The sequence below is a fragment of the Bacillus sp. CGMCC 1.16541 genome (genome assembly GCF_003184905.1).
Classification (GTDB): domain Bacteria; phylum Bacillota; class Bacilli; order Bacillales; family Bacillaceae_H; genus Priestia.
On the sequence record NZ_KZ821207.1, the window covers coordinates 13,294 to 36,826 of the forward strand.

20 protein-coding genes, 1 pseudogene and 1 riboswitch are annotated in these 23,533 nt (G+C 40.5%); of the genes and pseudogenes, 9 read left to right on the top strand and 12 right to left on the bottom strand.

Annotated elements, in window-relative coordinates; translation table 11 throughout:
• The first annotated feature begins 13 nt into the window (after window positions 1-13).
• On the top strand, window positions 14-586 hold the full coding sequence (locus DIS06_RS02000) for a DNA-3-methyladenine glycosylase I (protein ID WP_110111589.1): 573 nt from the start codon (window positions 14-16) through the stop codon (window positions 584-586).
• Between the two features lie 18 nt (window positions 587-604).
• Here the strand turns inward: DIS06_RS02000 and DIS06_RS02005 are convergent, their stop codons facing one another.
• The 3 genes from DIS06_RS02005 to DIS06_RS02015 all read right to left on the bottom strand — a co-directional run bounded on the left by DIS06_RS02005 (window position 605) and on the right by DIS06_RS02015 (window position 3,323).
• Window positions 605-1,690: an acyltransferase family protein gene (locus DIS06_RS02005; protein WP_162595833.1), complete on the bottom strand. Its 1,086-nt coding sequence runs from the start codon at window positions 1,688-1,690 to the stop codon at window positions 605-607.
• Window positions 1,691-1,951: 261 nt separating this feature from the next.
• A complete protein-coding gene (locus tag DIS06_RS02010; protein ID WP_110111591.1) occupies window positions 1,952-2,761 on the bottom strand; it encodes an LCP family glycopolymer transferase in 810 nt (269 codons plus the stop codon).
• A gap of 193 nt (window positions 2,762-2,954) precedes the next feature.
• Window positions 2,955-3,323, bottom strand: coding sequence for a PilZ domain-containing protein (locus tag DIS06_RS02015; RefSeq protein WP_162595834.1), 369 nt, complete (start codon window positions 3,321-3,323; stop codon window positions 2,955-2,957).
• A 190-nt stretch (window positions 3,324-3,513) separates the two neighbouring features.
• Here DIS06_RS02015 and DIS06_RS02020 point away from each other — a divergent pair, with 190 nt between their 5' ends.
• Together DIS06_RS02020 and DIS06_RS02025 are read left to right on the top strand one after the other, a co-directional pair.
• Window positions 3,514-5,643, top strand: a complete 2,130-nt coding sequence (locus DIS06_RS02020) for an EAL domain-containing protein (protein WP_110111593.1) — start codon at window positions 3,514-3,516, stop codon at window positions 5,641-5,643.
• A gap of 125 nt (window positions 5,644-5,768) precedes the next feature.
• Window positions 5,769-6,599 carry a glycosyltransferase gene (locus DIS06_RS02025; RefSeq protein WP_110111594.1) on the top strand — a complete coding sequence of 277 codons (831 nt, stop codon included), beginning with the start codon at window positions 5,769-5,771 and terminating at the stop codon, window positions 6,597-6,599.
• A 70-nt stretch (window positions 6,600-6,669) separates the two neighbouring features.
• Here the strand turns inward: DIS06_RS02025 and lepB are convergent, their stop codons facing one another.
• Window positions 6,670-7,218, bottom strand: coding sequence for a signal peptidase I (lepB, locus tag DIS06_RS02030; RefSeq protein WP_110111595.1), 549 nt, complete (start codon window positions 7,216-7,218; stop codon window positions 6,670-6,672).
• Window positions 7,219-7,371: 153 nt separating this feature from the next.
• Between lepB and DIS06_RS02035 the strand changes: the two genes are divergently transcribed.
• Window positions 7,372-8,361, top strand: coding sequence for a helix-turn-helix transcriptional regulator (locus tag DIS06_RS02035; RefSeq protein ID WP_110111596.1), 990 nt, complete (start codon window positions 7,372-7,374; stop codon window positions 8,359-8,361).
• Window positions 8,362-8,402: 41 nt separating this feature from the next.
• Here DIS06_RS02035 and DIS06_RS02040 read toward each other — a convergent pair whose 3' ends face one another.
• On the bottom strand, window positions 8,403-8,717 hold the full coding sequence (locus tag DIS06_RS02040) for a LapA family protein (protein ID WP_110111597.1): 315 nt from the start codon (window positions 8,715-8,717) through the stop codon (window positions 8,403-8,405).
• Between the two features lie 225 nt (window positions 8,718-8,942).
• Window positions 8,943-9,695: a M48 family metallopeptidase gene (locus DIS06_RS02045; protein WP_110111598.1), complete on the bottom strand. Its 753-nt coding sequence runs from the start codon at window positions 9,693-9,695 to the stop codon at window positions 8,943-8,945.
• A gap of 724 nt (window positions 9,696-10,419) precedes the next feature.
• Here DIS06_RS02045 and DIS06_RS02055 point away from each other — a divergent pair.
• From DIS06_RS02055 to DIS06_RS02065, 3 genes are all read left to right on the top strand, one after another.
• The gene (locus tag DIS06_RS02055) at window positions 10,420-12,120 is read left to right on the top strand and encodes a methyl-accepting chemotaxis protein (protein WP_481746835.1); all 1,701 of its coding nucleotides are present in this window, start codon (window positions 10,420-10,422) and stop codon (window positions 12,118-12,120) included.
• Window positions 12,121-12,188: 68 nt separating this feature from the next.
• A riboswitch (SAM riboswitch) is annotated at window positions 12,189-12,294 on the top strand.
• A gap of 72 nt (window positions 12,295-12,366) precedes the next feature.
• Window positions 12,367-12,615 (top strand): hypothetical protein, encoded by a 249-nt coding sequence (locus DIS06_RS02060; protein ID WP_110111601.1) that lies wholly within the window; start codon window positions 12,367-12,369, stop codon window positions 12,613-12,615.
• Between the two features lie 616 nt (window positions 12,616-13,231).
• A complete protein-coding gene (locus DIS06_RS02065; protein ID WP_110111602.1) occupies window positions 13,232-14,860 on the top strand; it encodes a M20/M25/M40 family metallo-hydrolase in 1,629 nt (542 codons plus the stop codon).
• 66 nt (window positions 14,861-14,926) lie between these two features.
• Here the strand turns inward: DIS06_RS02065 and DIS06_RS02070 are convergent, their stop codons facing one another.
• The 6 genes and pseudogenes from DIS06_RS02070 to DIS06_RS02095 form a co-directional block, all read right to left on the bottom strand.
• Complete coding sequence (locus DIS06_RS02070; RefSeq protein ID WP_110111603.1) at window positions 14,927-15,724, bottom strand: VOC family protein; 798 nt, start codon at window positions 15,722-15,724, stop codon at window positions 14,927-14,929.
• Between the two features lie 1,008 nt (window positions 15,725-16,732).
• Window positions 16,733-17,019: pseudogene (locus tag DIS06_RS20475) on the bottom strand (hypothetical protein).
• Between the two features lie 16 nt (window positions 17,020-17,035).
• Complete coding sequence (locus DIS06_RS02080) at window positions 17,036-18,211, bottom strand: MFS transporter (RefSeq protein WP_110111604.1); 1,176 nt, start codon at window positions 18,209-18,211, stop codon at window positions 17,036-17,038.
• Window positions 18,212-18,326: 115 nt separating this feature from the next.
• Window positions 18,327-19,628, bottom strand: coding sequence for an NCS2 family permease (locus DIS06_RS02085; RefSeq protein WP_110111605.1), 1,302 nt, complete (start codon window positions 19,626-19,628; stop codon window positions 18,327-18,329).
• Window positions 19,629-19,706: 78 nt separating this feature from the next.
• Window positions 19,707-20,636, bottom strand: coding sequence for a sensor histidine kinase (locus tag DIS06_RS02090; protein WP_110111606.1), 930 nt, complete (start codon window positions 20,634-20,636; stop codon window positions 19,707-19,709).
• Window positions 20,637-20,648: 12 nt separating this feature from the next.
• Entirely contained in the window at window positions 20,649-21,350 is a 702-nt protein-coding gene (locus DIS06_RS02095; protein WP_204166737.1) for a LytR/AlgR family response regulator transcription factor, read from the bottom strand.
• A 169-nt stretch (window positions 21,351-21,519) separates the two neighbouring features.
• Between DIS06_RS02095 and DIS06_RS02100 the strand changes: the two genes are divergently transcribed.
• Both DIS06_RS02100 and DIS06_RS02105 read left to right on the top strand, forming a co-directional pair.
• Window positions 21,520-22,263: an ABC transporter ATP-binding protein gene (locus DIS06_RS02100; protein ID WP_110111607.1), complete on the top strand. Its 744-nt coding sequence runs from the start codon at window positions 21,520-21,522 to the stop codon at window positions 22,261-22,263.
• Complete coding sequence (locus DIS06_RS02105) at window positions 22,260-23,426, top strand: ABC transporter permease (RefSeq protein WP_110111608.1); 1,167 nt, start codon at window positions 22,260-22,262, stop codon at window positions 23,424-23,426. The genes DIS06_RS02100 and DIS06_RS02105 overlap by 4 nt, the downstream gene beginning before the upstream one ends.
• The last annotated feature ends 107 nt before the right edge of the window (window positions 23,427-23,533 follow it).

The following is a 23,533-nucleotide window of genomic DNA, read 5'->3' on the forward strand; positions in this document are numbered from 1 at the left end:
AGGAGTGGAGACGATGACACGATGTGATTGGGTAACAGATGAAGAGTTATACATCGATTATCATGACCATGAGTGGGGGGTACCGGTGTATGATGATCAAAAACTGTTTGAACTGTTGAATTTAGAAGGCGCGCAAGCAGGATTATCATGGATTACCGTGTTGCGAAAGCGTGAGCGGTACCGTGAAGTGTTTGATCAGTTTGATGCGACCCAAATTGTTCACTATGATGAAGCAAAAGTAGAAGCACTTTTACAAGACCCAGGTATTATTCGTAATCGGCGAAAAGTGAATGCAGTGATTCGCAATGCCCGCGCTTTTTTAACGATTCAAGAAGAGTTTGGTTCATTTTCGTCTTACATTTGGAGCTTTGTCGGTGGAAAACCAATTATCAATGCGTGGGAGAAGATTGAACAGGTTCCGTCCTCCACACCGATTAGTGAAGCGATGAGTAAAGATTTAAAAAAGCGAGGGTTTACGTTTGTGGGAAGTACGATTTGCTATGCGTTTATGCAAGCAAGCGGCATGGTGAATGATCACCTTACCTCGTGTGTTTGTTATAAAAAAGAGGCTGTCAACTCAAAGTGACAGCCTCTTTTTGCCTTGTTATGCGGCTTGTTGTTGCTTGCGTGAGGATTGACGTTTTGAACGAACGTTTACTTTTCCAATCATGTACTTTCCAATTGGAATAAGATTAATCGCATACGTCAACAGCATTGAAAGACCCACACCTCCAACGAGTAAGAGAAGTGTCGCAGTAAATGGATTATTCAACGAAGGTATTTGTTTAATGTAAGGCATCACTTGTGATTGAACAAGCGGATGCAGCAAGTAAATACCGAATGAATACTGACTAATCGTGATAAACAGTTTCGGTACACGTTGCATTTTCGTTGCCACATAAAACAGAAATAAAATCATAAACGTCGTTAAAAACATCACATCGACACGTTTTGAGTGAATGCCGACTAACGTTTCACTCCAGTAAAGCCACACAATAACAGAAGCTGAGCCTAGTAATAAAAGCATGTTCAGCTTTGCATACTTAATGACAAATGCTTTAAATTCATTGTAATGACGGCCTGCATAAAACCCAACGATAAAATAGAAAATCCAGCCGACGAATGGTAAGCGTGATTGAATGTTCCATGTGACAGGAGAAATGTTAAATGGTGCTGGGTCCATAAAGTTCACTACACCTAAATAAGCAACGTTGATCATCAATGCACCAATAATCGCCACTTTCATAGGAATCCAACGCTCAATCTTTTGGTAAAGAGCATGAAGGACATAAAATTGAAAAATAATGATGACGAAGTAACCATGATAACGAGCATCAATGACATTCATTTTTATTTGGCTGAGGACACTTTCTAACCCATTTTGATGCTGAAAATAAACGGCATATAAAACCCCAACGATGAGGTAGGGGAGAAAAATAAATTGAAATCGTTTTTTGAAAAATCCTTTTGGTATGGTTTGTCGATAACTATATGATAAAAGAAATTCAGAAATAAACACAAACATAGGCGTTCCATACATCAGTGTAAGCTGTAGCGATTGAAGCACTTTCTGCGCGGTGTCGCCTTGTGCGTAATAGTTCACAATAACAAGCGATAATGCATGAATGAGTACAACCGATAAACACGCTACACTACGAAGCCAAAAAATTTCCGAAATTTGTTTTTTCAAGAAGATCACATCCTTGTTGTCTAACATCTTTCGACAAATCTGTTTCATCGTAACAAGTTTTCAATCGCGGTGCAATGGATAAAAGAACCAAATTCTGTCACCTTCTGCACCACCTTGATAGGCTCAACTCATTCTATTTTCACCTAATATAGAAAGGTTTTTCTAATAGAAGAAATAAATTCGTTTTTTACCTTTTTTTACATGAATAAAAGACCCTCTCGAATACTCTTACGGTGAGTATAGGAAAGGGTCTTTTAAGTATTAAAGTTCTAAATGCTTTTTTAAAGTAGGTGCAACGTTTCTTGCGTCACTTTTCGTATTCACCACGTGTTGAGTGACGTCTTTTCGTGCTTCACGGTAGCGCTTTTGAATGGTGCGAACTTCATCGAACGTCACATTCGTTTCAATGTGATCTTTGACAATCGTTAATACATCATCATATTGAGGGATGTGATGAATCGTTCCGACTTGTCGGAGTACGCTCTTTAACACTTGTTGTTGACGCTTCTTTTTATCCATTTCGGCTGTTTCATTTGTTGACGAAAAGGTTGTAAATGCATGTGCTTCTTTTGGTGTTAACGTAATCGTCCCTTCTCGAAATACATATCCGTCCGTTGCAAATGCTTCAGGGTTTTGCACCTCAACTTTATGGACCGATTGAACAAGCTTTTCAAATACATGAGTGTCTGCTTTTAAATAATAGTCCACCGGTACATCCATTACCTCTTCAACGCTTGCTACAATTTGTTCCGTATCATGTTCATTTGTGAGAGGGAGGGCTTGTTTATCAACATGTACCACATGCGTAGACGGTGTATCTGTGTTAAGCGTAAAGAACGAGAGTGTATTGACTTGGTTGTCATTTGTTTCAATGAGTAAAACAGAGAGTGGCTGGGCCTCTTTGATGTTCACCTTTTCGCTTCGCTTATCGGACTGATAACGAAGGGGCTTATACGTTTCGTTCACCGCTGCTTCGACTTTCGTATAGCCATAATAGGCAATGCCAATCGTTGAGAGTAAGAAAGTGAGCACGAGCGCACCGATGAGTTCCGCTTTTCTTTTTCGGTTCATCTCACTTCTCCTTTCAAAAAAGAATCTCTACCCATTATTCCCTTTTTGTCACAAAAAGTAACCGGAAATAGTTGGTTGTGTCAAACAACAAGTTCTTTATAAAAAAGCATCCCAACTGGCAGGTGTGGTGTCTACCAGTTGAGATGCATTTCAATTGCATGTACCTAACCGCCTTTACTTAGCTAGCGTGTGATTAGTTCGAGCGTGTTCGCTGGATGTATTGTTTAATCTCGTTAATAATTTCTTTTTGCTGCTCGGGATCTTTTACGCAGTCCACGCCGTAAGCATAACCACTAGCCATTTCTTTTTTCCATACGAACGTTCCAACCATTTCTAATTCTTTATCATTCATTTGAAATTGAATGACAGCTTGCACGTTCATTTCATTTGTTGGGAGGTTTAAAGGTGAGGATACTTTTAATCCACTTGGGCTAATGTCTTCTATATAAAGCAATCCTTTTTTTGACGTTTGTGAAGGTTTGGTATTTATTAATGGTAAAAAAGTCCCTTTTATTGGTGGTGAAAAAGTAAAACGAAAAGGCTCTTCGCGTTTGTATTTCATCGCTTTCCCCATCCTTTATCTAAAATGTCTTTCTGTACGTAAGATAATCATATTCATTTGAGCGCTTTTTTCAATACGTTTTGTTAAAAAAAGATGAATTTTTGGTTAATTTGTTGAAATAAATATATACGTATAAAGTCCTATTTAGTATGATAATGAAGTAGGTAATTTGGGTGGAAGGAAGTTAAATATGATTGATCGATATATAAATAAAGAGTCTTACGATATCTTTTTCTCTTTTTTACCCCTAGTCGTAAGCTTACTTGTACTTGGCTTAGCCCTTTTTTTAATGTATCAATCGAGAAACTTTCGCAGACAGCGTCTGTTTAAGGAAGCTATTTTCACATCGTTAATGGATCCGATTATTGTTGTGAATCGCGAGGGAATGGTGGTGGACATGAACACCGAGGGAGAGAAATGGTTTTCAAGCCAGGTGATAAATCAACCGATCTCAACCATTCTTCCTGATGTAGAAGACCTTCATGCATTAGCTGGGAATCGGATTGAACATACACTTACCCTCCAAGGTGGAGCGGTAAAATGGATTGAATTGACGGTACTCGTCGTTGAAACAAATTATCTCGTTTCGATGCGTGATATTACACCGCAAAAAGAATTCAGTACGGACCTTCAAGAAGTAAACAATCGCTATCAACAGCTTTTCGATGCCTCACCACTCCCGATTGTCGTGCACCGCTTAGGAAAAATTGTTTCTGTGAATCAAGAAACGTTGCGCATTGTAGGCACGACTACAAAAGATGAAGCTATCGGGCGAGACGTAACTGAATTTTTTCGAAAAGAAGAACGTCCATTTATTCAACAACTAATTGATGAGTTGACTAACGGAGAGCTCACACGTGGGGATATCGTTCGGGAGATTACGATTTTAAACGATGAAGAAAAGCAACTTGTGTTAGAAACAAAGTCCAATGTGATTTACATAAAAGGTGTGACATACATACAAACGATTTTACGAGATGTAACCGATGAGCGAAAAGCGTATGAAGCAAGGTTACATACAACATATGAAGACCGGTTAACAGGGCTTCCGAATGCCGCTTTTTTTCATACAATTGCAAAAAATCGAATGGAACGAGCGAAGAGAGAAGACATGTCATTAGGGGTAATGGTCATTGATTTAGACCGTTTTCGCTTTTTTAATGACACGTACGGTCGTGAATTTGGCGACCTTATTATTAAAAAAATTGTCAAGCGTATTCAACAAGAAATTTCTTCACATGATCTTCTTGCAAGTTTTGGCACCGATGGCTTTTTAGTGATGGTTCAAAACGGAGAGAAAGAAGCGGTTCGTACACTTGGAAAACAAATTTTAACTCGTATTCAACAGCCGTTTCACCTTGATCAAGTGGAAGTGTTTTTAAGTGCAAGCATCGGTGTGAGTGTGTACCCGCAAAACAGTGTGAACTTAGACACGCTCATTCGTCAAGCGGAAATGGCGATGTATCATACGAAGAGAATGGGCCGAAACAATTTAACGCTTTATGAACCGTCCATTCAACAAGCAGATACGAGAAAGATGATGATTGAAGATCATTTGCATCGTGCAATTGCGAATGAAGAGTTTGAACTTCACTATCAGCCGAAAATTTACGTAAACACGGGTGAAATTGCAGCTGTAGAAGCACTTATTCGCTGGAATCACCCTGTGCTTGGTCAAGTGTCACCTGCAGAGTTTATTCCTATTGCTGAAGAAACAGGACTCATTGTGCCGATTAGTGAATGGGTTCTGCAAACGGCTTGTCGACAAAACAAACAATGGCAAGACCAAGGGATGCCATGGATGCGTGTGGCGGTGAACATATCAAGTGTCGAGTTTGGTGAAGAAGATTTTGTAAAAAAAGTCGTGGATATTCTTGATGAAACAAAGCTTGATCCATGCTATTTAGAATTAGAAATTACTGAAAGTGTGGCGATTAAAAACATTGGGATTGTCATTGAGAAGTTGCGTAAGTTAAAGCAAGTCGGTGTGTACATCTCAATCGATGACTTTGGATCGGGTTATTCGTCGCTTAGTTACATTAAAAAGTTGCCCATTAATGCGTTAAAAGTGGATCGTTCGTTTATTCAAGACTTACGAATGGATGAAACAGAAGCAACGATTGTGAAAGCCATTATTACGATTGCAAAGAGTTTAAAATTAGATGTTGTGGCAGAAGGGGTCGAACAAGAAGAACAAGTACATATTCTAAAAAAAGAACAGTGTGACGAAATTCAAGGCTATTATTTTAGTAAACCACTTCGCGTTGAAGAGTTTGAGCAAGCGTATCAAGTAACCAAACAAGATGTGATAAACGGTTAATGTTCATATTCCTTTGTCGATATCGAGCCTCAGAGCGTATTCATGCATGAGACGGTGCATAGAATGTGGTATGCTACATTTAGAAGAAGTCAGACGACTGAACAAATAGATAAGAGGTGGAGAAGGTGAACAAACCGACTCTTTCGATTGTCATTCCAACGTACAATCGAATGTATGCATTAGCAGAATTGCTAGAGTCATTAAGCCGTCAAACGTATCAAGATTTTGAAATCATCATTGTAAACGACGGAGGCGAGTCTGTGGATTGCTTGAAAGAAGCGTACCCAGACCTGCCCCTTCACATCGTGTCTCTAACAGAAAATGTGGGTCATGTTGAAGTACGAAACATCGGCGTACGCCTTGCCCTTGGAGATTATATCATGCTCATTGATGACGATGATTTGTTGCTTCCGTTTCATATTGAGCGCATGATGCATGAAATTCAAGATGTGGATTTTGTGTTCTCAGATGTGGAAATGTTCGATTACCGCGTAGAGGGTGTGACGCGTGTTCCGACGAAGCGAACGTTATTTGCATACGAATATAGCCGAGAGGGGATGCGTACGTTTTCCACATACGTGCCATCAGGAAGCATGTATCGCCGTTTTATTCATGATGAAATTGGCGAGTTTGACGCAAAGGTTCATAACTACTGGGATTGGGATTTCTTTTTACGCGTTGACGCGCGTTTTCGTGTAAAACGTGTCCCGGTAGCCAGTGTGCTGTATGCTTTTTCATCAGAAGGCGACAATCAATCAGCAGTTCAAAATGAAGCACGTCAGCGTTATTTACAAACACTGTGCGACAAGCACGGATTAGGATATTTACCGATTAAAAACTTTTGGTTGTTACTCGAAGAGCCAGCCATTAAACAGCGAGAAGCGAAAAGTGACGTGCGGTGGGACGGACAACCGATTGCATCTGTCCTTTCATATCAAACAGGAGACATCACGTGATGTCTCCTGTTTGATGTCGAAAAAAGCAATTAGGATTGAAATTAAGTATGTTAAAATAAGGATGGTGTTGTTATTTCACCAGCTTTAACTCGTTAATAGGCCAGTACGTCACATGGACTTCACCGACAATGGCGTCGGTAGGGGTTAAACCGAAGTGACGGCCATCTCGGCTCACAAGTCGGTTGTCACCTAACACGAGCACATGGTCTTTCGGAATTTTGTTCGATAGTGACACGTCTTCAATGGAGAAATCTTCGGTGAGTTGATCTTGTTTTAGTAAGTTGTTGCGATATTCGCGTAGGTGCGGTTCGTCTTTTGGTTTGCCATTAATGTAAAGAACATCATCTTTGTATTCAATTTCCTCACCAGGTAAGCCAATCACACGTTTGACAAGATAGTCATCGCTAAACGGTGCTTTAATGACAACGAGGTCAAAGCGATCAGGCTTACTTAACTTTCCGATAATGATTTTGTTTCCTTCATGAAGAGTTGGCATCATCGATTCACCTTTTACCGTATAAGGTTGAAAGAAAAAATGTTGCAGAATAAAAGAAAAGAAAAGTGTAATGACGAGTACTTTTACGTACAGCCAAATTTCAGTTTTGATGGATGGATCCATGTAGAGTCACTCCTTCTTGCCGTGAGGTCTCGTTTCATTGATTTTCAATATACTAGAAAAATAAGTTCATAATCGAATCTATTTTAACACTACTTCATCAAGTTGACACGAATTTGTTCAGAGGTTCGTTTTTTATAATAGGGGGTATTTTACATGAAAGATGTTATAGGTAAGCAACGATTACTAAAAATTAGAGAGATTTTAGCAACACAAACAGACGAGCAACATGAGTTGTCGATAAAAGACATCAAAGAAAAATTAAAACATCATTTTGGTTCTGATTATGAAGTCGATGCAAGAGCGATTAAACGAGACATTCAAGCGTTAATTGAATCAGACTTTGATGTGATTGAAAATAAAGGGAAGTACGGCGAGAATTTTTATAGTTATCAAGATCGTCTCTTTGAATTATATGAACTCCGTCTTCTCGTTGATGCGGTTTTATCTGCAAAATTTATTACACAAAAAGAATCCGAGCAGCTCATTGAAAAAATTAAACGACTGACAAGTCAAACGCAAGCCAAATCATTGCCTAGTCCTGTTTATTTTGACAAGGCGGTGAAAAGTCAGCACCAAGCGATTAAAATTGACATCGACCGCATCCATACAGCCATTTCAATGAAAAAAGGGATTGGGTTTCAATATGGTAGATACAATGTTGAAAAGGAGTTTCAGCTCAGTCGAGACGGAGACGAATACATTGTGATGCCTTATGCGCTCATTTGGCATAATGATTTTTACTACTTAATTGGCGAGTTTAAAGCAGAAAACCAATTTCGTCATTATCGGGTTGACCGGATGAGACATGTACGCGTGTTAGAGGAATCCTTTAAAAAGAAAGACATTCGATTGTCTGAATATGTAAATCATTCGTTTCAAATGTTTGCAGGAGAAGAAGAGTGGTTGAAAGTTCATTTTCATTACAATCTATTAAACGTTGTCATTGATCGATTTGGCATTGAAGCTGATATTCGAAAAGTGGACGATACGTACTTCGAACTTCGTACAAAAGCAAAGATGAGCAAAGGGCTTATTGGTTGGTTGTTAACATGGGGAAGTGAAGCGAAAGTTATTTCACCTGCTCACGTCGTGGAAGAAATAAAAACGGAAATTCGACGTATGCAAAACGTGTACGAGCTGTGAACTAGTAAAAGCCTTGCCAACCATCGTCGGCAAGGCTTTTTTTATTTATTTTGCGCCACTTCTTTTTCTTCTTCATCAAGAGGTACGATAGGTTCATCTGTTTCTAGTTCAGGCGTTTCACTCAGTTTCTTTTTTAATTGTTTAATTTGGCTGTTTAGCTGAATAATTTTCACAAAGCTTAACAATGCCGCTGCGATTCCACCAAAAATAGCAGAGCCTAAAATGACTAAAATAAGAGGCCACTCTTGTGAACCGAATAAGTAGTTGAACTGAACGGGCTCATTATTCGTAACTGCTAAAATGGCAATGATAAGTGCAAACACAAGCCCGAGTAAAAAATAACGTTGTCCTTTCATAGAGAACACGTCCTTTCTGTTGATCTCGCGTAAATGCGTAAATGAAAAATACTTCTTTTGTTTACCCTATATTGATAAAGAATAAACATTTTTTCATAGTATACGCACAGAGAGGTTGTTTGTCTACTTTAAAGCGGGTGGAACTCTTTAGCAAAAAAGCACAGCCTCCTACATTCTGTTCATGGTGAACGGAGTGTAGGAGGCTGTGCTTTTCATCTAGATTCATTAAAAGGCAGTTAGTGTGTTGTCTTGAAGCCATTGTTTGCGCTCTGTTGCGTCTTCGTATAGCGCATCTGCATCTGTAACGTGTGATGCGATGACATATTCGATTGTCGTAAGTGGAGCCATTAGTAAGCGCCAGTTTAACACAATTTCACCATTTTCCTCTTTTGAAGGGGTATTTTGTAGTTCAGCCCATTCAATCGTACTTGGTGCGTTTTCAACGTGTTTACGTACTTCTTTTAACGCTTCGTTGAACTTGTCTTTTGCACGGCCTTGGTACCAGTCTGTTAAAAGCGCTTGAATTTGATTGTTTGCTTCTTCCTTGCTTAGTCCGTTTGGAAGTGTCACGATAAATTTCGCTCGGAACGTCATGTCAGCTCGTTCTACATCGTCACGTACGATGTTTAGACGGTATAGTCGCCCTAAGTAAGAGAATTTATCATCGTTTTCAAATGAAGGCGCATTTGTTGGTGCAGGTGTTTCTGCACGGTTTTCTTCGTTTGCTGTTTCATTTGCTACGACTTGTTTTTTGTCTTCGTCTTCGTTTGACGGAACGTCGTTTGTTCCATGAAGTTGTGTTAAAATCCAGTTCGCTTTATGTGCAAGGACGAAACGAACGTTGTTTGGGTTCAATCCACGAGGGATGACAACTGTTACCCCTTCTTTGTCGCAAACTTGAACAGTGATGTCTGTTTTATTAGGAACGACTTCTACTTTGTAGTCAATTGTTTGGTTACCAACTTGATAAGTATACATAGTTTTACGTACTCCTTTCTACAAAACTTCATTTTAAGTTGTAATAGGGAGTTTGGTCAAATAAAATACTATTCTGACTATTTTCGTGGACTAAAACACCGCTTGTTCTTTGAATGAAGAGGGTTGATTTACACTCCAGGATGCTCGCTTTCCGTGGGGCGTGCGCTGAGCTTCCTCGTCGCATAAGCTCCTGCGGGATCTCACCTGACCCGCTGCTCCCACTGGAGTCTCGCCCCTTCCGTTTCAATCAACGGTTTACGGAACCTTTTTTGAAATGTTCATTCATAACGAATATACCTGTTCAAAAGAAGATTCTCCCTGAACAAGAGGGTTGATTTACACTCCAGGATGCTCGCTTTCCGTGGGGCGTGCGCTGAGCTTCCTCGTCGCATAAGCTCCTGCGGGATCTCATCTGACCCGCTGCTCCCACTGGAGTCTCGCCCCTTCCGTTTCAATCAACGGTTTACGGAACCTTTTTTGAAATGCTTATCCATAACCAATATACCTGTTCAAAAGAAGATTGTTCTCATTACATTCTCTCTTTTTTAATAAGGATGGTGATTTAATTGTGTAATTATCGAACTATTTTTACAATTATATCTTCACACTGTCCTCTTTTAGCCGATAAGTATAGAAAGAGAGATGATAAAGTGGGGGAAGTAGGATGGGGAAGGCTTTTTTTAAAAGTTTGCGCTTTAAAGTGCTATTGTTGATTGTGACGATTATGGTGGCGACCGCTGCTACGTTAGGGTTTGTCAGTTTTCAAATTGCCAAGAAACAACTGGTTGAGGCAGGGAAGTTGAACTTGCAAAACAATGTAGAAGGAGCACTAGCGGTATTACATCAATTGCATGAGCAAGAGAATGTAAAGATTTTGCGTAGTGGAACAGCAAAAGAACAAGCAGCAACCTTACTGGCAGGACCAAAAATCAATGACAACAAACGCGACTTTTCGAAGTCAGGCTTTTTATATAAAGACAATGGCTATCTATTTGCGTACACACCAGACAATGTTGCAACTGTTCATCCGATGGGACTTGAAGGGGAGAACGTGTCAGGGATGAAAGATGCGAACGGAGAAGCGATCATTGATAACTTATGGAAAGTAGCCAAACAAGCAAACGCGAGTGACCGTTTTTATGAATACCCATGGCAAAATGCTGGTGAAGAAGAAGTGCGTCAGAAAATTGCCTACGTGACGTATTTTGAACCATGGGACTGGATGATTGGGATTGGTGCTTATGAAGATGAGTTTTATAATCAATTAAATGCATTAAAATGGACGATCTTCATCTTTTCGCTTGGTGCAACAATTGTGGCGAGTGCCATTTTATATCTCATCACAAGACGTTACGTTGTTGGAATTGAACGTTTAACTCAATCAACAAAGAAATTATCAGAAGGGGATTTACAAGTCACGGTTCCAGCTTTTCGTACAAATGATGAGTTCGGCATGTTGTCAACGTCGTTTCAACTGATGGTCAACAACATAAAAGAGCTCATTACAAAAGCGAATGATACAAGTCAACTTGTCGCTGCTTCCTCTGAAGAATTAACGGCAAGCGCAGAAGAAACAAGAAAAGCAACAAATGAAGTGACGGTGTCCATTCAAGAAGTAGCAGCTGGAGCAGAAAGTCAGCTTTTAAGTGTTGAGCAAACGAACGAAACGATTCGGGAAATGGACAAACTGATCCAAGGTGTCTCTTCTCGCTCAAAAGAAGTGGAACAATCAACGAACGAAACCGCAAGAGAAGCAGAAGTCGGCAATGAAACGTTAAACAAAGTGACGACTCAAATGACAAAGATTACTGAAACGGTGAGTGAATCAACAGAAGTGGTGAAAACACTTGAAAATCGCTCAACGGAAATTGGTAACATTATTGAAGTGATTACACGTATTTCTGATCAAACGAATTTACTGGCGTTAAATGCAGCCATTGAAGCAGCAAGAGCAGGAGAACATGGACGAGGCTTTGCGGTTGTAGCAGGAGAGGTTCGTAAATTGGCGGAAGAGTCAAAGCGATCCGCTGATCAAATCTCGACGCTTATTCAAGAAATACAACTAGAAACACGAGCAGCGTATCATGTCATGCAAGAAAGCAATGAAAACGTCGCCGCTGGCATGGATGTGGTATCGGAAGCAAGTCGTAACTTCTCAAAAATCATTCAAGCTATTTTTGCTATCCGAGGAGATGTACAACAAATTACGGAAGCGACCGAACAAATTGAAACGTACTCAACGCGTATAACAGAAGCAATGCACACGCTCTCTGAAGCAGCGAGAATGTCAGCAGCAAGCTCTGAAAACGTCGCTTCCGCATCACAAGAAGAATTAGCGGCAATGGAAGAAGTCACATCAGCTGCTCATGCATTAAGCAACATGGCACAAGATCTACAAGATTTACTCGTTAAATTTAAAGTGTAATGGAAAAATTCAGACTTTTTATTTACATTTAAACAGATGTTTGATATAGTTAAAAAATCATTTATAACAAGTTATCACGAGTGGACGAGAGAACTGGCTCCTAGACTCCACAGCAACCTACGTACGTAAGGTGCTCCTACCAGCAAAGCACGCACATGCTTTGGGTGATAAAAACGGCGAAAACGCTCATTTTGCATCCGAAGCAAAATGAGCGTTTTTATGTTTAACAGACGAGGAGGAAATGACATGAGTTATGAAACAATCACCAAGCCATTAACAGTAGAAGAGTTAGGGAAAGAGCTACAGAACGAAGGGTTGGTAGAAGGACATGTAACTTGTACAGAGTATGCAACCTTTTATGAGCTTTTAGTGGAGCGTGAGGGAGAAGCATACGCAGTCGGTCTTAGTCACGATACATTTGCTTCGTTAAAAGAAAAAGGAGCGCGAGCGATCAAAGACGTTCTTCTTCAAAAGTTGCAAGCGGTCGGATTTTAATACATGCTCGAAAGATTTTTCTTTCTTCAAGTAACTGATAAGGGGCGTACATAGAGGACGAAACTTATTAGGAGCTTTTTGGTTTACACCATGAAGTCATCATGATATGATACATTTCTCATTTTGCCGATTTTACAATTCGTTAAAATAATTGTCAAAATTTTTACACAAATAGTCTATCATAAAAGATGCAAAATATGGTATCTTATAAAACAAGCAACATGTCGTCAGCTTGTACCTTATAAAAATACAAAGTGGATGTGTACACGGAAAGGAGAAGGTATCGTGGAAGTGTTAATTGAGCACGGAAATGATCAAACGAGCGAGCATTTCATTGATCGTATCATTGACTTCTTAGAAGAAGAAAAATAAGCGCAAGCGTATGAACATGAGAAGTGCGTTCTCCTCATGTTTTTACAGAGTAACTTTAAAAGCGCTTACAACCTATGCTCCTTTTACGGGCACAAACGCGTCGTACGACTAACATGCGTTAGTCTAAGCTGACACCTTATCATGACTTCACTCCGGTGGGTCTTTTTTTTGTGGCGTTTATATATGCTTCTTGACCATTTGGAATTTTTGTTAGAAAATTTAGAAAAAGAAAAGGGTGAAAGAAATGCGCACAGATCAGAGTCTTTATGAAAGCAAAGAAGCATTAACACAGCTTTTGTGCGAGTTAGTCGAAGTGCCTAGTGTGACAGGAACGATTTCAGAAGTAGAGATGGCACACGTTCTTTATCAAAGAATTGCTCGTATTCCGTATTTTAATCAGCATGAACAGCACGTTCAACTTCATTCAACAGGTGATGGACGTTCGGTTGTAACAGGGCTTGTGAAAAAAGAAGGAGCAAAAAAAACGGTTGTGTTACTCAGTCACTTTGATGTGGTTGATGTATACGATTATGGGGTGTTTCAAGACAAAGCGTTTCAGCCACGAGAACTAACGGAACACTTCTCTCAACATATACACGTTTTACCGCTTCATGTGCAAAAAGAATTATCAGAAGCGGAGTGGCTGTTTGGGCGCGGTACGATGGATATGAAAGCAGGGATCGCACTTCACGTATCAATGCTTGAAAAAGCAAGCAACGGTGCGTTTGATGGCAATGTGTTGCTTGTCAGTGTACCTGATGAAGAAGTAAATTCTGTTGGGATGCGCACGGCTGTGTCAGTGTTAGGGCAACTTCAACGTGAGCACGACTTACAGTATGAACTTATGTTGAACAGTGAGCCCGTTTTTAGTCGCTATCCTGGTGATACGACGAACTATTTGTATTCAGGCTCCATTGGTAAACTGATGCCAAGCTTTTTATGCTACGGAAAAGAAACGCACGTAGGTGAACCATTTGCAGGATTAAATGCCAATCTTCTCGTGTCAGAGCTAACACGTCAGCTTGAATTAAACACGGACTTTTGCGAAGTGGTGGCTGACGAAGTCAGTCCGCCTCCAACGGTGCTTTTACAAAAAGACTTAAAAGAAGAATACTCTGTTCAAATTCCAAATCGGGCGGTTGTATTGTTTAATTTGTTTTTAATGGAAAAGTCGATTCAAGGTGTGATGTCACCGCTTATGCAAGTAGCGAACGAAGCAGCACGTCACGTTAAAGGACTATATGAACAGAGATCGGCGCAATATGCAAGATTAGAAGCATCGACGCCTCGTACGTTTGATGTGAATGTCTTTACGTATGAAGAGCTATACACTTATGCCGTCACGCAACACGGAGAAGAAAAGGTAAAAGAACTACAAGAAGCGGTGCTTGAACAGTGTGAAGGGAAAGATGATCGCACCCGTTCCATTAAGCTTGTCGATGAGCTTGCGATTTTATGCCGCGAAGCCGCGCCGATGATGATCCTCTTTTTCACACCACCGTTTTATCCGGCGATTTGTTCAAAGGAAAGCGTAAAATTGCAAGGCATCATTCAGTCGGTGCAAGCTGTGGCAAAAAGAAGCTTCAATGTCGAACTCATTGAACAAGCTTATTTCGGAGGAATTTCTGACTTGAGTTATGCAGGTCTTCAACATCCGCTTGATACGTTCATGCCGTTTGTGACCAACATGCCGCTTTGGGAAAAAGGCTACACGATTCCGTTAAAAGAACTCGCGGACTTTCATGTACCTGTATGTAATCTTGGCCCGATTGGACGCGATGCCCATCAGTGGACAGAACGGCTAAATGTGAGTTATTCATTTGGACAACTACCGACTCTTATTGAACATGTCATTCATGAGGCATTAAAATAAGAAAAAGGAGGGGACTGAGCCAAACAGGGCTGTTTTATGTCCCTTTTGTGTCAGTCCCCGTTTTCTTCATCGCTTCAATCGAAACCGACCATTTTGTACCATAAATTCCGCTTTTTCGTTCGCATTGTAAATCTCGACTAAAAAGGGACGTTCGCCAACCGTTTGCAAGGTTTCATGCACCACACCATTTGCTGATTCGCATAAGATGAGATTGCCTCCATGCAAATAAAGCTTGCGACATGTCGCATTTAATAAAGCATCACGGTATACTTCACCAAGTTGTAATTCTAGTACTGATGCCCATTTTTCAGACGTTTCGACGACACGATGTACAGCACAATAAATGTTTTCAATTTTTAATGCTCCTTGTGGATGCTGTGAAAGAGGAGCAAGGGCTTGTTCTCGTGTGTGATCATCTTCACCCCACTGAATAAAAAAGGGAAGAGGAAGTTCGTGCTCGTCATTTTTCACAAACAGCATCCGCCATTCAAGCGTCGATCCGTCTTCTTTACGACGAGATCCTGCGACTGGTCCTTCTATGTCATAGCCTTTTTCTGTTAGTTTTTTTCCTACTTCTTCGATGTTTTCCGTTCGAAGCGCAAAGCGTCCAAAGTGACCATATGGATGTTCTTCTTTGACGAATTGTCGAATCAAATCATTATCGGTGACAGATTCAGCGACAGCGCGTTCGTGAAAGCCGAGCCATTCAATGTAACTCAATCCAAAATAAGATAGCTTATTAAATGTTCCCCATTTCTCGTGATGTCCGCCGTTGATGACGTTCATTCCTTTTTCAAGTAGCTCAGTTTTTGCGGATTCTGGATTAGGTGAAAAATGAACAAGATGATCAAATGATAGCTGCATACTACGTGTCCTCCTTTTTCTCTCTACTATAGAGAATACGCCATTTTAATGGGTTTATCCTGTTTAGTAGCTCGACTACTGTTGAAACCGTCTATTAGTTGGCTTCGTTCTTTGAATAAGGGGGTTGATTTTCACTCCAGGATGCTCGCTTTCCGTGGGGCGTGCGTTGAGCTTCCTCGTCGCATAAGCTCCTGCGCTATCTCATCTGACCCGCTGCTCCCACTGGAGTCTCGCACCTTCCGTTTCAATCAACGGTTTACGGAACCTTTTCTTTTTAAGTGTTCACTCAGAACTTATATAGCTATTCAAAAGGAGTATTCTTGTCATCTCATTCTCTCTGAATAAAGAGGGTTGATTTTCACTTCAGGATGCTCGCTTTCCGTGGGGCGTGCGTTGAGCTTCCTCGTCGCATAAGCTCCTGCGGGATCTCATCTGACCCGCTGCTCCCACTGGAGTCTCGCACCTTCCGTTTCAATCAACGGTTTACGGAACCTTTTCTTTTTTAGTGTTCACTCAGAACTTATATAGCTATTCAAAAGGAGCATTCTTGTCATCTCATTCTCTCTGAATAAAGAGAGTTGATTTTCACTTCAGGATGCTCGCTTTCCGTGGGGCGTGCGTTGAGCTTCCTCGTCGCATAAGCTCCTGCGGGATCTCATCTGACCCGCTGCTCCCACTGGAGTCTCGCACCTTCCGTTTCAATCAACGGTTTATGAAACCTTTTCTTTTTAAACGTTCACTCAGAACTTATATAGCTATTCAAAAAGAGTATTCTTGTCATTTTATTAAAGTCAGAGCAATTAGCCTTATTTGAAGCAATGAAGAACGTCTTATTCCCTGAAGAACGACAGAAGGTGCTGAAATACTTTAAACTAATGGTAGAAGGTTATGAAAAAAGTAGTTGATGAACTACATACAGTCATACAATTGCGCATAAGCAATAGAAAAAAGGCATTGCCAGAGAGTGAAACGTGCACTTTCTAGCAATGCCTAAACTATTGAGTTTGCTTATCCATTCAAATAATAATCCCAGTCGTAGTCTTCAATTTTATCAAATGTTCCGTCTTCATTTCGTTCATATACGCATAGAGGTGGCTCGTCTAGAAAAGCCAGAATGGAGTCATCTCGACCCACATTCGCTCTCTAGGATAGTCATCTTCTTCAGAATCTGTTTCAAAAATAAGCTTGACGTAATCTCCCACTTTCAACTAGGCAATTACGTCTTCACTAGGGACATAAAACGTATAGGGTGCTTCTTTACTGCGTTCATACACAATATCTAAATACCAGCTCATGCTTCTACCTCCGTTTTTACGACGACACCGTATGCTCGCTACGATCTAATGTGACGTGTCGCTGTAGTAATAAAAGCGCACCTAACGCCAACACACCGCCAAGTAAGAACGGAAGGGACATGTTGAGGCTAAAAGCAAAAGACCCAACAACAGGACCGAAGATGCGTCCTAGACTGTCCATTGAGGAACTAATACCTGATGCGGCACCGTAGCCAACCTTTGTTTTCATCGTAATAAGAGACAGCACACACGGACGAATGAGGGCATTTCCCGCTGTAAAGACCGATAAAAAGATGGCAGCGTTTAAAGCACTAGATGAAAATAAAATCAAGATGTAACCAAGCGCTGACAGTAACAGCCCCGCGACAATGAGGGATTTCTCATTCCCTTTTTTAAAGCGTTGCAAGACCCCACCTTGAATCAGCGCTTGTGTGACACCGCTTGCGACAAACATCCAGCCAATTGTGGTTGGGGTTGCATCAATGCGGTCGATTTGGAAAAATTGAAACGTTGCTTCCAATCCGGCAAGTGTAAACGTCGCAAAAAATGAGAGGATGTACAAATACTTCAATGCACCTTGAAAGTCGGTTGTAAAATCGCTCCAACTCGTCGACTTCTCTGTTGCTGGCTTTCGTTTTTCAGGTGAAAGAGACTCTGGTAGTACGAAAAACGCAAAGATTGTCATGATAATGGCTAAAACACCCGATACGATGAACGGAACGAACAAACCGAATGAAGAAAGCAATCCACCAAGAGCCGGACCGAAAATAAAGCCAAGACCAATCGTCATCCCTAACAATCCAATTGATTTTGTGCGGTTTTCTTCCGTCGTAATATCTGAAGCATACGCAAATGCACATGGAATGACTGCCCCTGCAAACAATCCACCGACGATGCGAGACGCATACATCATCACTAACGAATCACCCGCAGCTGCAAAAATAAAGAAACTTAAACTAAATCCAATTAACCCAATTAATAAAATCGGGCGTCTTCCTTTACGGTCAGACAAGCTTCCCCAAAACGGAGAAGTGATAAACGAACCAATCGAATAAATCGCCATTAAAAAGCCTAAATTGACAGTGCTTACATTTGTCGCCCGAATGACTTCAGGTACGATGGGAATAATGATCCCGAATCCGACAAACACCATAAATACAATAAACATCAATGTGAGTAACTGTTTTTTCATGTCGTGATTCCCCTATATGTATAAGTAAGTATGACTAGTATATCAAATAATTGAAAGAATCGTCTTCTTTTTCCAAACAAAAAAAGCGACACGGGATAAAAACCCGTCTCACTTTTTAATGAGGTAAAAACACTAGTTGATAAAGGAATAACACGGCAAAGACATACACAAGTGGATGAACTTCTTTTGCTTTTCCTTTTACAAGTTTCATGAGTGGATATGAAATGAATCCTAGTGCAATTCCTGTTGCGATACTTGATGTTAACGGCATGCTTAAAATGACTAAGAATGCAGGGAATGCTTCGTCAAATTCGTTCCATTTTACGTGAGCAATGGCACCCATCATTAAGCTACCAACGATAATTAACGCAGGAGCAGTAATGGCAGCGATTCCTGATACAGCACCGACTAACGGACCAAAGAATGCGGCTACTCCGAATAAAATTGCAACCACTAAACCAGTTAATCCCGTACGACCACCCGCAGCAACTCCCGCAGATGATTCGATGTACGCAGTTGTTGGACTTGTACCAAACATGGCCCCGATCGATGTACCGAATGAATCAGCTAGTAATGCATGACGAACACGAGGCATTTCATTGTTTTTCATTAAGCCTGCTTGTTGAGCAACTCCAATCATTGTACCTGTTGTATCAAAAATCGTAACAAGTAAGAAGGAGAACACGACCGCATATAATCCATGTTGAATCACATCGCCAATTGCTGTGATTGGGTTTGCGACAATTAATCCTTCAGGAAGGTGAGGCATCGCCATAATGCCAGCGTCAAACTTTAATTGACCTGTGAAGTATGCGATCACACCTGTAATGATCATTCCTAAAAACAAGGCACCGTTTACGTTCATTGCATAAAAAATTAACGTCACGGCAAGACCGACTAAAGCCAGTACGACTTTTGGAGAGTGAAGATCACCTAGTGCAACTAAGTTGGCTTCATCTGCCACAATAATATCTGTTAAGCGAAGACCGATAAACGCGATGAAAAGACCGATACCAGCTGTAATTCCATGCTTTAAGTTATCAGGAATCGCTTCAATTAACTTTTTGCGAAAAGGAGTGAGTGATAAAATGACAAAAATCAAACCAGCGACAAACACAGCTGCGAACGCTGTTGCGTAATCAATGCCACCGTATGAACCGACAACGGAATAAGCGAAGTATGCATTTAAGCCCATTCCCGGGGCAATAGCGATTGGATAGTTTGCGGCAAGTGCCATCCAAAGTGTTCCAACCATCGCTGAAATAATCGTTGCAGTAAAGACTTGATCAAATGGAACGCCAGCGTCAGATAAAATGACTGGATTGACAATGACGATATAAACCATTGTTAAAAACGTCGTGATCCCAGCGACCACTTCTGTTTTAGCATTGGTGTTTGCTTCTTTTAGTTTAAACATAGTTACCCTCCGAAATGACGAACATTAAAAACAACATTTATAATAATATTCGTTTCTAGAAACAAATGCAAGCACAAATTATGAATTCGTTACAATTGGTACTTTTATTTTAATCCCCAAGTACGGAGGTTTATATGCGTAGTCAAGATGACCTCGATAGTTGTTCACCGTTTCTTTAATAATCCATGTTCCTAACCCTTCATGATGGCCACCTTTTTCCGTTATTTGAAACTGCGAAAATAGATGTTCTTGACGCTCATGAGAGAGAGGAGGTGTCGAATTGATTACTTCCATCATATAAATGCCCCCATGTGTCGACGTTTTAATCGTGATTTCCTTTTGCTCTGACTGTTTCGCAGCATCGACGCTATTTTCAAGTAAGTTCATGAGAAGATTCACTTGATCAATTGGTTGAAGCGGAAGGGCAGATAGAGGGACCATGCATTGAAGCGACAACGTGATGTTTTCTTGTTTCGCTTCTCGGGTCACACGATGTAAAACAGACGCCACATGTGCCGCTTCTCCTTTTATATAGGAACTTACATCTCCAACGGCCCCGACATACGCTTGTAAATACGATTTGGCTTCTTCTATTTGATTGGTTTCAACTAAATAGTGAACCGTTGAGATGTGCTTCATGTAATCGTGACGCTCCGCTCTTACACTACGAAACAATTCATCCGTTGCCGCCAATTCTGAAAATGCCTCGTTCCATGCTTTTACTTTCATATCGACTTGTTTCATCAGAAAAAATCGGAGCCATTCCACTATATATAATGAAACAAGTAAAACGCCAGTTACTAACCAAGACGATGATAGGACCATAGCGATCAATAGCAATCCATGTAAAACAACGACATGCCATGAAAGAGGTGTGGCCCTTTTTTGCGACACATAACTTTCGACTAATAAAAAGAGGCTGAACACGACTTTTACGACAATGGAACAAGGTTGAACGAACACGATGAAAAGTAGAATGATTGATAAGCTAAGTTGGTACTTATTCATGGGACTGCTCCTTTAAAAATACTCTTTTTGAAGCTTATCAAGATTCGCTTTTGTGATGAGTGCGGTCTTGTTCGTTTGTTGAAACGTAATTGAATACGAATGCTTCGTATAAAGAGAAAAGTTTTTCACGTAATGAATGTTAATGATAAATGCACGGTGTGATCGTAAAAAATGGCGCGCTTGAAATTCAGGTTCCAGCTCACTTAACGATTGATACGTGGAATACTCTCCATTCGTTGTGACAATCGTTGTGGACCGCCCTGTTCGTTCAATAAACACAATGTCTTTCTTATTTAAAATTTGCATCTCTGTTTTTTGTTTTAACATGAGCTTGTCATGATCTTCTTTTTTCTCTTTCTTTTGTTCAAATCGGGCAATTCCTTTTAAAAGGCGGTCGCGTGAGTAAGGTTTCATAATGTAATCAAGCACATCTAACTCAAAGGCGTGAACGGCAAAACCACTATGACCGGTCACAAAAATCACTTTTATATCGAGCGCGTAACTATTAATGAAGTCCGCTAACTCATAACCTGATAAACGAGGCATTTCTATATCGGTAATTAATAAATCAATGTCGTTCTTTTTAATTTGTTCATACGCTTCTTCTGCGTCATTAGTAGAAAAGACGATGTCAACATGAGGAAGCTGTGACACTGTGACATGCAGTTTTTCTAAATCATATTTTTGATCATCCACAAGACCGACCTTCATCATATGCAACCCTCTTTGATTGATTATTTGTACCCATTTTACCATGTTTTACAAAATGATAGGACCTTTTCATGACAATAAACGCCCGTTTCATGACAACATCGGTGTGCGAATTGTCGTTTCCTTTTATGATAAAAACAGAACAAAACGGAAGGCGAAAGGGGCTTTTACGATGATTGAAATCAAACACGTGTCGCGCGAATTTAAAGAAAAAAAGCAAACGATTCAAGCAGTGAAAGATGTAACGTTTACAATTCCAAAAGGTGAAATTGTCGGATTACTTGGGGAAAATGGGGCAGGAAAAACAACGTTGTTACGCATGATGTCCACGGTACTTGAACCAACAAGCGGAGAAGTGTTAATCAATGGCACAAATATTCATAAAGAACCAATGAAAGTAAAACAACAAATTGGCGTGTTATTCGGTGGTGAAACAGGTCTTTATGACCGGTTAACAGCGCGTGAAAATCTAGAATATTTCGCAGCATTTTACGGCATGAGTAAGCACGAAACAAAAGTGCGCATCGAAGAGCTTGCTAAGCGCTTTGGCATGAAAGAGTATTTAGACCGTCGGGTTGGTGGGTTTTCAAAAGGGATGCGTCAAAAAGTAGCCATTGCACGAACGATTTTACACAACCCCGATGTCATTTTCTTTGACGAACCAACAACGGGACTAGACATCACAGCAGCCAACATGTTCCGAGAGCTTGTGCGTCAGTTGAAAAAAGAAGGGAAAACCATTGTGTTTTCAAGTCACATTATGGAAGAAGTCGAACAGCTTTGTCAGTCCATCATTATGATTCATAAAGGGCAAATGATCTATCAAGGATCAAACGAACAACTGTACCGCGAAGAAGAAAGTCGCGACTTAAACTATATCTTTATGTCACGCATTGTGAGAGGAGAATCGGCATGATTTGGCATGTGTATAAAAAGGAATTAAAAGATTCATTACGTGATAAAAAAACGATTTATTTGAGCATCTTACTTCCGATTCTATTTAACATCGGTATCTTGTTTTTCTTTGATATGTACATGTCAAATCAAGGAAAAGACAACATGAGCATTGCGGTTAGTGAGCAAGCAGACAATACGGTCGTGCAATGGATCGAACAAGGAGAAAATGTCACGATTGAAAAAGTGACAAATCCAAAAGAAGCGGTCGAAGAAGGAAAAGCACTCGTAGCAGTTGAAATGGATGAGGACTTTATGACGAAACTGCAAAACAGCGAAGCTGCAAATATTACCGTCTATGCAGATCCAACAAGTACGAAAGCGTCGGCAGCTAGTGATTACGTGATGACGGTCTTAACGATGCAACGTGAACAAGTAATTGCACAACGTCTTGAACAATTAAACATTCAAAACTCCGATATCACGCCGTTTGAAGTGAACATGGAAGGATTAACAGAAGCGGATGATGGTTCCCTTTATATGATTTCAATTTTTGCTCAACTTGTCATTGTGATTGGTGTTTTAATGGGTGGCATGCCCGCGGCTAGTGATTTGTTTGCAGGTGAAAAAGAGCGCAATACGATGGAAGCATTGCTCATGACACCAGCGAAGCGACTAGATTTAATTGTCGGAAAGTGGTTCACGATCGCAACACTTGGGATGTTAAGTGGACTGTTTTCAGTCGTCACATTCGTTGTATTTGTTCAATACTTTACAGAAACGCTTGTGGAGGCGTTGAACATTTCAGAGAATCTGTTATTTTTCACAGGTAGCTTAGTAGTCGGCATTATCGTCTTCTCATTGTTAGCGGCATGTGTGTTCGCGATGCTTAGCTTGATGGCAAATACGATGAAAGAAGCACAAAACTACATTTCACCAATGATGACAGTCGCGATGATTCCGTACTTCTTATTGATTGGTACGTCAGTGAATGAGTTAACTTCGACACACTTTTTAATTCCGTTCTTAAATATTTACGCACTCATCAAACAATTAATCTATGGTGTATACGATGTAACGAGTATCTTGTATGTGGTAGGAAGTTCAGTTGTGATGATTGGCATTACATTCGTCATTGCCTACATGATGTTTACAAAGAGTCGCTGGGTGTTAGGGAAATCGTAAAATTATAGCTTTCTTTGGCGAATTTCTTCTAGTTTTGTCATGCTAGGAGGAATTCGTTTTCTTTTCGCGAAAACCCGTAGTAATACGAAAAGCACGCGGAGGGATGA